General features: G+C 60.6%; 12 protein-coding genes and 1 tRNA gene. 6 read left to right on the plus strand and 7 right to left on the minus strand.

Annotated features, from left to right (window positions below; genetic code table 11):
* Positions 1-60: 60 nt before the first annotated feature.
* Positions 61-1779: a heparinase II/III family protein gene (locus AC1DK3_RS14835; protein WP_477193031.1), complete on the plus strand. Its 1719-nt coding sequence runs from the start codon at positions 61-63 to the stop codon at positions 1777-1779.
* A gap of 105 nt (positions 1780-1884) precedes the next feature.
* Positions 1885-3468 carry a bifunctional phosphoribosylaminoimidazolecarboxamide formyltransferase/IMP cyclohydrolase gene (gene purH, locus AC1DK3_RS14840; RefSeq protein WP_477193032.1) on the plus strand — a complete coding sequence of 528 codons (1584 nt, stop codon included), beginning with the start codon at positions 1885-1887 and terminating at the stop codon, positions 3466-3468.
* A 6-nt stretch (positions 3469-3474) separates the two neighbouring features.
* Here purH and AC1DK3_RS14845 read toward each other — a convergent pair whose 3' ends face one another.
* The 4 genes from AC1DK3_RS14845 to AC1DK3_RS14860 are packed head-to-tail and all read right to left on the minus strand — an operon-like array spanning position 3475 to position 7148.
* Positions 3475-4932 (minus strand): MFS transporter, encoded by a 1458-nt coding sequence (locus AC1DK3_RS14845; RefSeq protein ID WP_477193033.1) that lies wholly within the window; start codon positions 4930-4932, stop codon positions 3475-3477.
* Between the two features lie 57 nt (positions 4933-4989).
* Positions 4990-5610, minus strand: a complete 621-nt coding sequence (locus tag AC1DK3_RS14850) for a TPM domain-containing protein (protein WP_477193034.1) — start codon at positions 5608-5610, stop codon at positions 4990-4992.
* 38 nt (positions 5611-5648) lie between these two features.
* Positions 5649-6491, minus strand: a complete 843-nt coding sequence (locus AC1DK3_RS14855; protein ID WP_477193035.1) for a TPM domain-containing protein — start codon at positions 6489-6491, stop codon at positions 5649-5651.
* Positions 6492-6527: 36 nt separating this feature from the next.
* Entirely contained in the window at positions 6528-7148 is a 621-nt protein-coding gene (locus AC1DK3_RS14860; RefSeq protein WP_477193036.1) for a LemA family protein, read from the minus strand.
* A gap of 338 nt (positions 7149-7486) precedes the next feature.
* On the opposite strand from AC1DK3_RS14860, the gene AC1DK3_RS14865 reads away from it, so the two are divergent.
* Together AC1DK3_RS14865 and AC1DK3_RS14870 are read left to right on the plus strand one after the other, a co-directional pair.
* Positions 7487-8224 carry a hypothetical protein gene (locus AC1DK3_RS14865; RefSeq protein ID WP_477193037.1) on the plus strand — a complete coding sequence of 246 codons (738 nt, stop codon included), beginning with the start codon at positions 7487-7489 and terminating at the stop codon, positions 8222-8224.
* A gap of 222 nt (positions 8225-8446) precedes the next feature.
* Positions 8447-8788, plus strand: coding sequence for a hypothetical protein (locus AC1DK3_RS14870; protein ID WP_477193038.1), 342 nt, complete (start codon positions 8447-8449; stop codon positions 8786-8788).
* A gap of 351 nt (positions 8789-9139) precedes the next feature.
* Here AC1DK3_RS14870 and AC1DK3_RS14875 read toward each other — a convergent pair whose 3' ends face one another.
* From AC1DK3_RS14875 to AC1DK3_RS14885, 3 genes are all read right to left on the minus strand, one after another.
* On the minus strand, positions 9140-9337 hold the full coding sequence (locus tag AC1DK3_RS14875; RefSeq protein WP_477193039.1) for a hypothetical protein: 198 nt from the start codon (positions 9335-9337) through the stop codon (positions 9140-9142).
* A gap of 288 nt (positions 9338-9625) precedes the next feature.
* Positions 9626-10441: a class I SAM-dependent methyltransferase gene (locus AC1DK3_RS14880; protein ID WP_477193040.1), complete on the minus strand. Its 816-nt coding sequence runs from the start codon at positions 10439-10441 to the stop codon at positions 9626-9628.
* A 388-nt stretch (positions 10442-10829) separates the two neighbouring features.
* Positions 10830-10904: transfer RNA gene (locus tag AC1DK3_RS14885), tRNA-Gly, on the minus strand.
* A 184-nt stretch (positions 10905-11088) separates the two neighbouring features.
* Here AC1DK3_RS14885 and AC1DK3_RS14890 point away from each other — a divergent pair.
* Positions 11089-11586, plus strand: a complete 498-nt coding sequence (locus AC1DK3_RS14890; RefSeq protein WP_339086620.1) for a prolyl-tRNA synthetase associated domain-containing protein — start codon at positions 11089-11091, stop codon at positions 11584-11586.
* Positions 11587-11617: 31 nt separating this feature from the next.
* Positions 11618-12529: a thioredoxin gene (gene trxA / locus AC1DK3_RS14895; RefSeq protein WP_477193041.1), complete on the plus strand. Its 912-nt coding sequence runs from the start codon at positions 11618-11620 to the stop codon at positions 12527-12529.
* The last annotated feature ends 6 nt before the right edge of the window (positions 12530-12535 follow it).

Consider the following 12535-nt stretch of genomic DNA (forward strand, 5'->3'; position numbering starts at 1 on the left):
GGGATACTTCAAACGTCTGATCGAGCCGATTTTCGCGCAACGTCGCAGGAGCGTTTCCCCTTGGGCCTCAATGTCACGGAACGGCTGAAGATCCGTTCCCTTTCCGTTGAGCGCCTCCGCCGCCGGGTCGTGACGTTCACACTGTCGTCGCCGCTGATGCGCTGGCGCTACGCGGGCAACGGCGCCGATCAGATCCTGATCGTGCCGCAAGAACTGCGCGCTGCCGATCCAAGCTTTTGGACAGAGATTGCGCACGGCCACTTCGGCTTAGCGTCCGAGATCGCAGACCTGAAGGGTGCGTCCGCGTTTCGAGCAACGCCGCCGAGCATAGCCTGGGAGCGGGAACTCCACGGGTTCGGCTGGTTACGCCATTTGGCCGCGACCGAAGAAGAAGAGGCGGCATCGGCCGCACGAGAGCTAGTTCTCGAATGGATCGCCCTGAAGCGGATCTCGCACGGCATCGCTTACGAGCCCGAGGTCATCGCGCGGCGGCTGATCTCGTGGATATCGCAAGCCAACATGCTGCTCGAAGACTTGGACGCGCGCTCCTATACGCAGATCATGTCGAGCATGGGCCAGCAGATCGTTGCGCTCCGGACGACGTGGCGGAACGCGCCGGACGGCGTGCCGCGCATGGTCTGCCTGATTGGACTTGTCCTGACGGGACTTTCAGTTTCCGGCCACGACCGGCAACTGAAAGAGGCCGAAGCCGCGCTGATCGTCGAGTTGAAACGCCAGATTCTCGACGACGGCGGCCACGTCAGCCGCAGCGCGAGCGTTCTGTCCGATCTCGTCCTCGACCTGCTGCCATTGGGACAATGTTTCTCCTCGCGCGCGCTCGTCTCCCCCGAGGAGATCAACACGGCGATCAAGAAGTCACTGCGGTTCTTGCGATTCACGCGCCTTGGCGACGGCATGCTCGCGCGCTTCAATGGCGTCAGCACAGGCTCACCGGCAGCCCTCGCGACCGCACTCGGCTATTCGAGCGGCGAACTCGACTTCATGCCGGTCGCTCATGAATCTGGGTATGCCCGGCTCGAGCGAGGCCGGACAATCGTTTTCGCCGATGTCGGCTCTCCTCCCCCGCTCGAACTTTCGACACAGGCTCAAGCGGGCGCCCTCTCGTTCGAAATGACTTCGCGACAGCATCTGATTTTCGCCAACGGCGGATTTCCGGGCCCCGCCGATCGCGACTGGGATTCCGTTGCGCGCGCGACCGCCAGTCACAACACGCTTTGCCTCGCAGAAACGTCGTCCTCCCGCCTCATCCGGCACGAGCAACTGGAATCGATGGTCGACGGCCTGCCGATCAGGGGACCCGATTCCGTTGCTTTCGAATTTACCGATGGCGCCGATCAAGCCCTGCTGAACGCGAGCCACGACGGCTATCTGAAGCGCTTCGGGTTGATCCATGTGCGCCGCCTCGCTCTTTCCGCCGCCGGCGACAAACTCGAGGGCATCGACATCCTCGAGCCGCCGAAGGGGACGCTCCGCCTGAAGCAGGATCTCCCTTACGCCATTCATTTCCATCTTCATCCCGATTGCGTTTGTCTTTCCGCCGGCCACGGCGTTTGCCGCATTACCCTCCGCGACGGCGAAAGCTGGCTCTTCTCGGCCGCCGACGACACCGCTCAAATGTCGATCGAAGAAAGCCTGTTTTTTGTCGACAGCGCCGGCCCGCGGCCGAGCCTGCAGATCGTCCTCCGTGGAACGACCTACGGCGAGACGCAGGTCCGCTGGTCGGTCCGCGCGGAACGGCCGAACGACCGGCAAATCTGACCGATCGAAGGCCCATATCGAGCAATCGCGCGTCAGATTCACGCGCGGGATAGCCTTGCCCGGCGCACCGTGCTAACCGCGCACGAGCGAACAACTGGGATGCACATGGCCGATCAACGGATACGCCGAGCCCTCCTTTCAGTCTCCGACAAGACTGGGCTCATTTCTTTCGCAACGACCCTGGTGAACCGGGGCATAGAGCTTGTCTCGACCGGTGGCACATCCGCCGCGCTCAAGGCTGCGGGCTTGGCGGTAAAGGACGTTTCGGAGCTGACCGGCTTTCCCGAAATGATGGACGGCCGCGTCAAGACTTTGCATCCGAAAGTGCACGGCGGCCTCCTCGCCATTCGCGGCAACGCCGTTCACGACGCGGCAGCGAACGAACATGGAATTTCGCCGATCGATCTCCTCGTCGTGAACCTCTATCCGTTCGAGGCCACCGTCGCGAAACAAGCATCCTACGATGACTGCGTCGAGAACATCGACGTCGGCGGCCCGGCGATGATCCGCGGCGCCGCAAAGAATCACGAAAGCGTCACCGTTGTCGTCGAACCGGACGACTACGATCGCGTCCTTGAGGAAATCGCAGCCAACGACGGCGCGACGACACTCGCGTTGCGTAAGACCCTCGCCGCCAAGGCGTTCGCACGCACCGCGGCCTATGATGCCGCGATCAGCAATTGGTTCGCGCGCGAGATCGGCACGACGACGCCCGACTACCGCGCGTTCGGCGGCAAGCTCTCGCAAGCGCTCCGCTATGGCGAAAACGCCCACCAATCGGCCGCGCTCTATCTCTCCGCGGAAAATCGCATTGGCGTCGCGACGGCCGAACAGCTTCAGGGCAAAGAACTCTCCTACAACAACATCAACGACACGGACGCGGCCTTCGAGCTCGTCTCGGAATTCGCTCCCGGCGTACCGGCAGTCGCCATTATCAAACACGCCAATCCGTGCGGCGTCGCGACCGGAACGTCGCTTGCCGACGCTTACCGCAAGGCGCTCGCCTGCGATCCCGTCAGCGCATTCGGCGGCATCATCGCGCTCAATCAGGCAATCGATGCCGAAGCCGCCAACGACATTACGAAGATTTTCACCGAAGTCGTCATCGCGCCAGGCGCATCCGACGAAGCGAAAGCCATTTGCGCGACCAAGAAAAATCTCCGCCTGCTGCTGACGAGCGGCCTCGCAGATTCACGTGCTGTCGGGCTCAACTTCAAATCCGTCGCCGGCGGCTTCCTCGTTCAGTCGCGGGACGCGAGCAACGCCGATGATCTCGAATTGAAGGTCGTCACCAAACGCGCCCCGACAGAAGCCGAACTCAAAGACCTGCGGTTCGCCTTCAAGGTTGCCAAACACGTCAAGTCGAACGCCATCGTCTACGCAAAAGGCGGCGCGACCGTTGGCGTCGGCGCTGGTCAGATGAGCCGCGTCGACTCCGCACGCATCGCCGCTTGGAAGGCCGCGGAAGCCGCGAAAGCTCAGGGCGTTAACGAGCCGCTGACTGTCGGATCGGTCGTCGCTTCCGACGCGTTCTTCCCGTTTGCCGATGGGCTGATTACCGCGGCGGAAGCCGGCGTCACCGCCGTCATCCAGCCGGGCGGCTCAATGCGCGACGATGAAGTCATCAAGGCCGCCGACGAGCGCGGCTTAGCGATGGTCTTCACCGGCGTCCGCCACTTCCGGCACTAGGCGGTCTCACTGGGCTGGACGTGTCCGCACGAACAGCATCATCACGACGCCGATGGCGAGGAAGGCCAGCACGGCCGACATGCCGATGCGCTGACTGCCGGTCTGCAGCGTAACGAAGGCAACGGCGAGCGGCGCCAGGAACGCCGTTACTTTTCCTGAAAACGCGAAGAGCCCGAAGAACTGCGTGATCTTCTCGGGCGGCGCGATGCGCGCGAGCAGCGACCGGCTGGCAGCTTGAACGGGCGCGGCGACGACGCCGACGAGGATGGCGAAGGCAAGAAACACCTGCTCGCCGGGTGACGAAAACGGCTTCGCACCGACAACCTTCTCGGCAACTGCCGTCGTGAAAAGAATGTGATTCTTATCGACCGACAGAATGCCGAGTGCGCCCACAATCAACGCTAACAACGCGGCGACGATGACGGTCTTCGGTCCGAAACGATCATCAAGCCAGCCGCCAAATAGCGCACCGAATGCGCCGACGAGCGTCAGGATGATCCCGAAAATTCCAAGCTCCAGCGCGCCCCAGCCGAAGACGGACGCACCGTAGATGCCGCCGAAAGCAAAGATGGCCGTGAGCCCGTCCGTGTAGAGCATGCGCGCGATCAGAAAGATCAGAAGGCTCGGCATCGTGGGAAGGGACCTGATCGTGTCCCAAAGCTCGGCCGTCGCTGAACGCTCCGGATGTGCGCTAACAGCCCTGCGCCGGTCCGGCACGAAGAGAAAAAATGGAATGATGAAGATAGCGAACCATATCGCGGCGAACGGCCCGGTGATGCGGTCGCCCTGATGCGCGCCGCCGTCGAGCGTTAAGAGCGGATCGAGCCCGAGAAGCGTCGTCGCTTCGCCCGGCATCGGCACCAATAGGCCGGCAACGAGCGCCAAACTGACGAGGCCGCCGAAGTAGCCTACCGCCCAGCCTGTGCCGGACAATCGGCCAAGCTCCTCGCGCGGCACAAGGCCCGTCATGATTGCGTTCGAGAAAACACTCATCAGCTCGGCGGCGAGCGTCGCCATAACGAAACCCGCGAGCACGATGAGAATGGTCGTCAGATTTGCATCCGGCACGCCGAGCCAAAGAACGCTGAGGCCCGCGAGGAATACGAGCGACAGGCAGGCCATCCATGGCTTCCGCGAGCCGCGCCCATCGGCAGCGGCGCCCAATAGTGGGCTGAGTATCGCGATCAGCAGTCCGGCGACAGCGGCCGCATACCCCCACAGCGCCTGACCGCAAGCGGCCTTCTCGCTGCCTTCGGCGATCAACGTGCCGCAAGTGGAATTCTGCACGATCGCATTCGCGAAATAGGGACCGAACAGAAATGTCTGCACCAGCGTGTAATGCGGCTGCACGGCCCAATCATAAAGCATCCACGAAACGCGAGCGCGGAGGGGAGCGCGGACCACGTCGCCCGTCGCAACAGGCGACGCTTGCTCGTCAGAACCGCTGATATCGATCGTCGCCATGTCTTCCCCTCTTCGATCCGCCCGGCCGCGCCACACGTCACTTAGCCCGGAAGTGTGTCAGCTCCGTAAGACGATAAGGTGATCGGGAAGCTCATTCGGATCGGCGTCGCCGGGCGGGAAGTGCTCGGCCAGCTGATCGCCGATTTCCTTTATAGCGTGCTCGAAACCATCGACCGCCCGCCCCGCGCCGATTTCCGCCGTCAGCTGATTGACGATTTTCTGCCAAGTGCCCTTCGGAACCAGGGCATCGATGCCGTTATCGGCAATGATTTCGACACGCTTTTCCGCGAGCGACACGAAAAGAAGAACGCCGGTCCGGCCCTCGGTCGTGTGCAGGTTCTGCGCGAGAAACTGCTCGCTCGCGCGCCGACGCGTATTCGCATTCAAAATCGCCTTCGGCACGAGCGAGATACGCACGCGCGGATGCCACGTGAGCGCCAGCAGGCCAAGAAAGACAAGAAGCTGAATGAGAAAGATCGTCTGCACCGGCATCCATGTGAAATGGATGAACGGCCAGGGAATGATGAGCGCCAGGAGCGCGGCCCACATGAACGGGATATGCTGATAGCGGCTGCTCTGATCCGCAACGACGGCAACGATCTCTCCCGACGTTTTGCGCTCCGCCGCCGTGATGGCTGCGGAAATGCGCTCTTCGTCGTTGGCACTGATTAAGCTCATCGCGCGCGACCGCCTTTTTGCATCGAATTTGTTTGCCCCTACCAGCTTCCCGAAGCGCCGCCGCCTCCGAAATCGCCGCCGCCTCCGGACCATCCGCCACCGCCGCTATCGCCGCCGCTGGACCACCCGCCGCCCCAACTTCCCGAGCCGCCTGGAATGATGACGGCGCCGCCGCCGCGCCGCCGCGAGCCGGGCATTCCCGCTTGCACCGCTTGCGCCTGCCGGTAATTGACCCAGAGGACGAAGGCGACGATCATCAGAAAAATGACGAGGTGGACGATCGCCCACGGATCGTCTTCGGGCGTCCGCCCGCCCTCGGCGCGACGCTTCACTTCCTCGCTGTCGCCAAGAACAACCGACTTGATATCGCGGATGCCGTCCTTGATGCCGCCTGCATAGTCGCCACGCCGGAACTTCGGAAGAATGGCGTTCTGAATGATGAGCGACGACATCGTGTCCGTCATGAACGGCTCGAGCCGGCGGCCGACCTCGATACGAACCTTGCGATCGTTCGGCGCGACGATGAGGAGAATGCCGTTGTCTTTGCCCTTCTGACCGATCCCCCATTTCCGGCCCAAGCCGACGCCGTAATCCTCGATCGGATAGCCCTGCAAGGATTTAACGGTGACGACGGCAAGCTGATCGGTCGAGGTATCTTCGAGCGCCGCGAGATCCTTTTCGATCTCGGCTTTGTCTTCGGGCGTCAGCAGACCCGCCTCATCCGTCACGCGACCGGAGAGATTTGGATAAACGGGCTCGGCGAAAGCCGGCGCGAAGAGCACGGACAACGCCGCAAACAGCAAGATCAGCATCGCGCGCAGCAACGCGCGACGCCCATCATGCAGCGTGAAAGACCGAGCGGCGGTGAAAGCGCCAGCCATCGGACGAGTTCCTAGCAAAGTTGCAGGCTTCGAGCGCTATGGCTTGCTGAAATCGACCTTCGGAACCTTCTGTTCTTCAGGCGAGATAGCGAACGTCGCCATTTCCTTCGCCTGCGGATAAAGCGCCACCTTCCACAAACGGCCGGGGAAGGTCGAGATCTCGGTGTTATATTTTCTCACCGCTTCGATGTAATCGCGCCGTGCGATGGCGATGCGATTTTCCGTGCCGGCAAGCTCGCTTTGCAGCGCCAGGAAGTTCTGCCCCGACTTGATATCGGGATAACGTTCGACGACCGCCATGAGGCGTCCGAGAGCGCCGCTGAGCGTTGCCTGCGCGTCCTGGAATTTCTTCATCGCTTCCGGGTTCGTCAAAATGTCAGGAGGCAACTGGATATTCGTCGTCTGCTCGCGGGCTTTCGTGACCTCGGTCAGAACGCTCTTCTCCTGATCCGCGAACCCTTTCACGGATGAAACGAGATTCGGAATGAGATCGGAGCGGCGCTTGTACTGGTTTTGCACTTCGCTCCAAGCTGCCTTGGCTTGTTGCTCGTAAGTCGGAATGGTGTTGACGCCGCATCCCGCCATCGAGAGGCCCGCCACGATGATCGCGAGGAACGCGATCGGTCGGGCAATGAAAGTTCTTGTCATTGCGATCATGATTTGACGTTCCCCATGATTGAACAGAATCCCATTCGACAGCCGCTAGTGGACGTACCGATACGGAGTTTGCAACTCGCATGTTGGTATGGGCTTTCCCGATGGCATTCAAGCGACACCGCGAATACTTCAGCCCGTGTAACAGCTAACGGCTTTACCAAGTTGCGGACCAAACCTGCGAAGCAGGTAGCCTTTGCGGTAACCTGAACTTGCCGCCCGAATACTTGAAATTACCGCCGAAAGTCTGACGCCTCGGCTTATCACCAGACATCTATTGAGATTTTCGACGAATTCGTGGGCACGGAGAAGGCAGTTTGATGGACTTCGTGAGGTCAGGAATGCGGAAGTTTGCAGTATCGGCTTCAGTCTCCGCGTCGCTGTTTGTGTCGCTGGTTGTATTGGCGACAGGACCAGCTGCCGCCTCCAGCGGTCGCTGCGGGGAGCACGCCGTCGCCTGCTACGACAAGGTCAGAATTCCCGACGTCTACACGACCAGAACACGCCACGTGCTCGTCCGGCCCGGCTGGCGCGAAGTTTTGGCGACGCCTGCCGTTGTCAGAAACGTCGCCGTTCCGGTCGTCATGCGTCCCGGCAAATGGCGAACAGTGACGACGCCGCCCGTCTACGGCACGAAACTTGAGCGCGCAATCGTCAGCCAACAAACCAAACGCGAAGAATTCATTCCGCCCGTCACGCGGCGCGTCGAGCAGACTGTCGTCGTCTCACCCGGCGGCTTTGCCTGGGAACGTCGCAGCGGACCCGACGGCAGGGAGAAGCTGTGCAAGGTGAAAACGCCGCCTGTTACGAAAACGATCGCGAGAGACGTCGTCGTTAGTCCGGCTCGGCGCATTATCTACGTGACGCCCGCCACCTACGGCGTCGCCCGGCGAGCCGTCCTGATCAGACCCGCAACTGCCACGCGCGTTTATGAGCCACCCGTCCACGGCGTGATCAACAGATCGATCGTCGTTCGCCCGGCCGTAGCCGAAGTCGTGAATCACCCCGCTGTCATCTCGGTCCAGCGCGAGCGCGTTCTTGTGCGCGAAGGCGGATACGGTTGGGTGCGATCGAGGTAAACCCCGCCGTCCGCTCCCAGCGCTCAAATTGAACGTCCGCCTACCGCATTGTTCAATTGCGAAATTCGCCGCGTGCTTCAGCGGCAAGTTGCATAACTGACACCGAATAAGTGCGGAAATAGCACGGGTATTGGCTGTCGATGCCATATCTGCGAAGCAGCATTGCGGCAATCGCATTAGAACCAGCGCCGGCCGATCCCAGTTATTTGCGTAGAGCGATCAATGAGGTCGTTTCGCAAATTGAAATGGGAGTTCGATATGGACGGTTGGAAGAAAGCTCTCGGCGGCGCGTTAGCGGCCATTGCCGTCGCCGGCTTCTCGGCGAGTGCCGAAGCGCGGGGCGGACACGGCGGTCATTTCGGTCACGGCTTCGGTCATGGCGGGTTTGCCCACGGATACGGTGGCCATTGGCGGGGCCATCGCGGATGGGGCGGAGGTCGTTGGGGATGGGGTCCGGCAATCGGGTTCTACGGACCTTATTACGACGACTACGCCTATTACGACGATTATCCCTATGACGACTATTACTATCGCCGCCGCCATCACCGTTACTATTACAGATAAGCGATCGACCCCGGCCCCGATTGGGGCCGGTTTCGTATCTCGCGCCAGCCCTTATGGATTTTGAGCGTCCAATGCGGCGGACAATGCCCGCGGAGATGTGAAGGAGATATCGAAGTGTATGGGAGTTGCCGCCATTAGCATCGGAATGCTGAAGATAAGGACGACCATAATTCCGCAGGCCAATGCCGCTTGAAGAAACTGCACGGAGCGCTTCAACACTGTTGCACCCTTTCCTATCAACGCGGGTGCATTTTCCTCCGAGTGTATGGCTTCAGGGAGTCGTGAGCGAGTCTCAAGAACGGCGTTGCGGCGATAGAAATACGGCGCCCCGTGGGCGCCGTACTTGAACTACTACCAGCGGCAGTGACGATGCCCGTGTCTCCACCAGCAATGGCGGTGATGCCGCCAATAGACGTTCTGGGCCACCGGCGACTGGCCGGAAATGAGCTTAAGCGTGTTCACGTCGCTGCTGACCGAAGCTGCGTTTGCAATCCCGGCTCCAAGAACCATCGCGACGGCCGCGAGGGCGACACCCAACGTAGTCTTCATGAGGCTTCTCTCCTTGGTTACGAGCGTCGTTTTGACGCCAAGTGAGGAGCTACCTATAGCGACGGTGCCTCGTCCGCTTTCCATACGTTTTCGTAAAGCGAGCGGTGGTCGACTTATCTCGAATTGGAGTGTTGCATGGGCGACGAAATGATTCGCACCATATGGCGTTGCACAATCCGTGCTGATTTCAGGAGGTATTCTGAAAGGCGGTCAGTCCGGACCGCAGCCATGTCGGAAGGGTCGGAACACCTGCTTATGCCTTGATCAATCCGTCAGCAGACGAACGATCTACGCCGGACCCGGCGTCCAGTCTCTGCGGTTTGGGACTTCAAACGGCGTGAAGCTGAACCATTCACGCTTATTGGCGGCCACCTTCTGAATGATGGAAAGGTTCGTGGCGGCCAAACGCATGACCGCGTAGTCCGGCCGATTGGCTTCAATGTAGTTCACGACGGATTCGATTGCGGGATAGCGAGCGTCATCGAAAGCGATAAACCCTCCTCGCGCGCAAAGTAGATCCGCTAAAACGAAGTCTGCCATGATGTTTTCGAAAAGGTGCGAGCCATCGATAAACGCGAATCCCGCCGTGGCCGGCCCGCGCTCGGCGTAAAGCTGGCCCAAGCCAATCTCCGACCGCTGACGAACGCGACGAAACTTCGGCGCGAACCTCTCTTGAAGATAAGCTTCGACGACAGTGCCGCGTCCGTTCACGAGACCGTACGGATCGAAAACGACGTGCTCGAAGTCACGCTGGCTGTCCGCAAGCGTGCTGAGAAGAACCGAGCAAGACGATCCCATTCCGAACCCAACTTCAACGCTTAGCGGCGTTGGGCTTTTACGGATGAGGTAAGAAAGAAGGGCAATCGCACCGGGGTCCATCTTGACGGCACCGAGTTCATCGGTGCGGCCGTCCGGATGTTTGAACGTGCCCGTAGCGTAGGCCTCAAAGTATCTTGAAACTGGGTCTTGCTTTCTTGCCAGCGCGTGAAGCTCGGCGAGGAGAACGTCAGCCGGGGGCAATTCGAGCAGCGGCATGGTACGGGTAAGGCGAACGGCTTCAGCTTTGGGCGAGCGCGATGCCCGAAAAAGCTTGGCGAAATTCATGATCAATCCCCGACGCGCGATTTGAGAGAAGCACCGTTCTCGATTTCAAATGATGGACGTGTGTACCCGGCGAATCACCGCTTTGCTAGAGATCGGCACAACGTTTTGCCCGTTTGCCGATCCGGCCAAAATGCCGAGAAGTTACATTCACTCCGGGCGACAACGCCACGCCGTATCAGAGCCCCACGGGATCTCGCATCATGCAAGCCGAGTGGCTTGACCGGCATCCAATTATCGTACGGAGATTTGGCTGCGTCGGCATCCGGTTGGCACATTAATAAACGGGAGGCCTAAGCCGACTTGTAGGCGCGACGCCTTAAGCAACGCCGACGCGGCACCAAGCGTTTTCACCGATTTAAGGGGAGATACTATAACCCCTTGAAGATACTGGAGCGGGCGAAGGGATTCGAACCCTCGACCCCGACCTTGGCAAGGTCGTGCTCTACCCCTGAGCTACACCCGCATGTCCAGCAGCATCAGCGCCTTGCGGCGATGGAAGACCCGCCTTATGGCGCAAGTGAGAAACCAATGCAAGGCCCCTTCACAACGAGAATGCGGGCGCCGGTTGAGACATAATGTAAGACCCTCCTCGCAACTTGCATCCATCCGAATGATAACGTCCCGATCTCAGCATGAGTCCCCCATCGATGCCCCACACGCGCGAGCAACTTTTCTCGGTTTTGGATCACCTCGGAATTCCGACGAAGACGGTCGAGCATCCGCCCGCCTTTACTGTCGCCGACAGCACATCGATCGAGATCGCGCTCCCCGGCGCGCACACGAAGAACCTTTTCCTCAAAGACGATAAAGGAGCGCTCTTCCTTGTGATCGCCAACACCGAGACGCGCGTGGACCTCAAAGCGCTCTCGAAGAGGCTTCCCGCGGGCCGGTTTTCGTTCGGCAAGCCGGAACTGCTGCTGGAAGCGCTTGGCGTGACCCCCGGCGCCGTAACGGCTTTTGCCGCCATCAACGACACTGCGCAGCGCGTGAAGATCGTGTTTGACCAGGCTCTCATGGCCGCGGAAACCATCAACTGCCACCCGCTCGAGAACACCGCGACCACGAACATTGCACGGGAAGATCTTTTGCGGTTCATTCAAACAACCGGCCATGATCCCCATGTCATGGTATTGACCGCATCTTGAAGGTCTGAGCGGCGGCGAGGAGATTGGGTCAATGGTATTCGGTGACAAAGAATTCGCCGGCGCCCCGGGCGCGGCGGACATCGTAAAGGACGCGACGACCGCGTCCTTCAAGGCGGACGTTCTCGACGCGTCGAAATCGGTCCCGGTTATTGTTGACTTCTGGGCATCGTGGTGCGGGCCGTGCAAGCAATTGACACCGCTGATCGAGAAGGTCGTCCGCAGTTATCGGGGCAAGGTTCGCCTCGTGAAAGTCAACGTCGACGAAAATCAGGCGATTGCCGCGCAGCTACGCGTGCAATCGCTCCCGACGATCTACGCCTTCCGCGACGGCCAGCCGGTTGATGGATTTGTCGGCGCGCAACCGGAAAGCGCCATCAAGACCTTCATCGACCGGCTCGTCGCCGATGATGCCGAACTCGGCATTACCGAAATCTTGAAGGCCGGCGAAGAGTTGCTCGAGCAGGACGACCTGCAGGGCGCGGCCGAAGCTTTCGCGTCCGTCCTTCAGGAGGATAGAACCAACGCCGAAGCCTTGGCCGGCCTCGCCACCTGCTACATGAAAAGCGGCGACGTGGAGCGCGCCAAGCAAACCCTCGCCCTCGTCCCGCCTGACAAACGGGAGCTGGCCATCGTCAAAGGCATCGAAGCCGCTATTCTCCTGGCCGAGAAGGGCGCCGACACAACCGACCTCACCGCCTTGCGGACACGGGCGGCTAAAAATCCGGCCGACTATCAAGCCCGCCTCGATTTGGCGGTCGGGCTGGCCGCCAGGGACGACAGGGAAGAGGCCCTTGAACTTCTGCTCGATCTCGTCAGGATGGACAGGAACTGGAACGATGAGGCGGCCCGCAAACAACTCCTGCAGTTTTTCGACGCGTGGGGCCCGAAGGACCCGCTCGTCGCAGACGGCCGGCGGAAGCTCGCATCGATCCTGTTCAGTTAGTTTTTC

Source organism: Hyphomicrobium sp. 01T421, assembly GCF_056398805.1.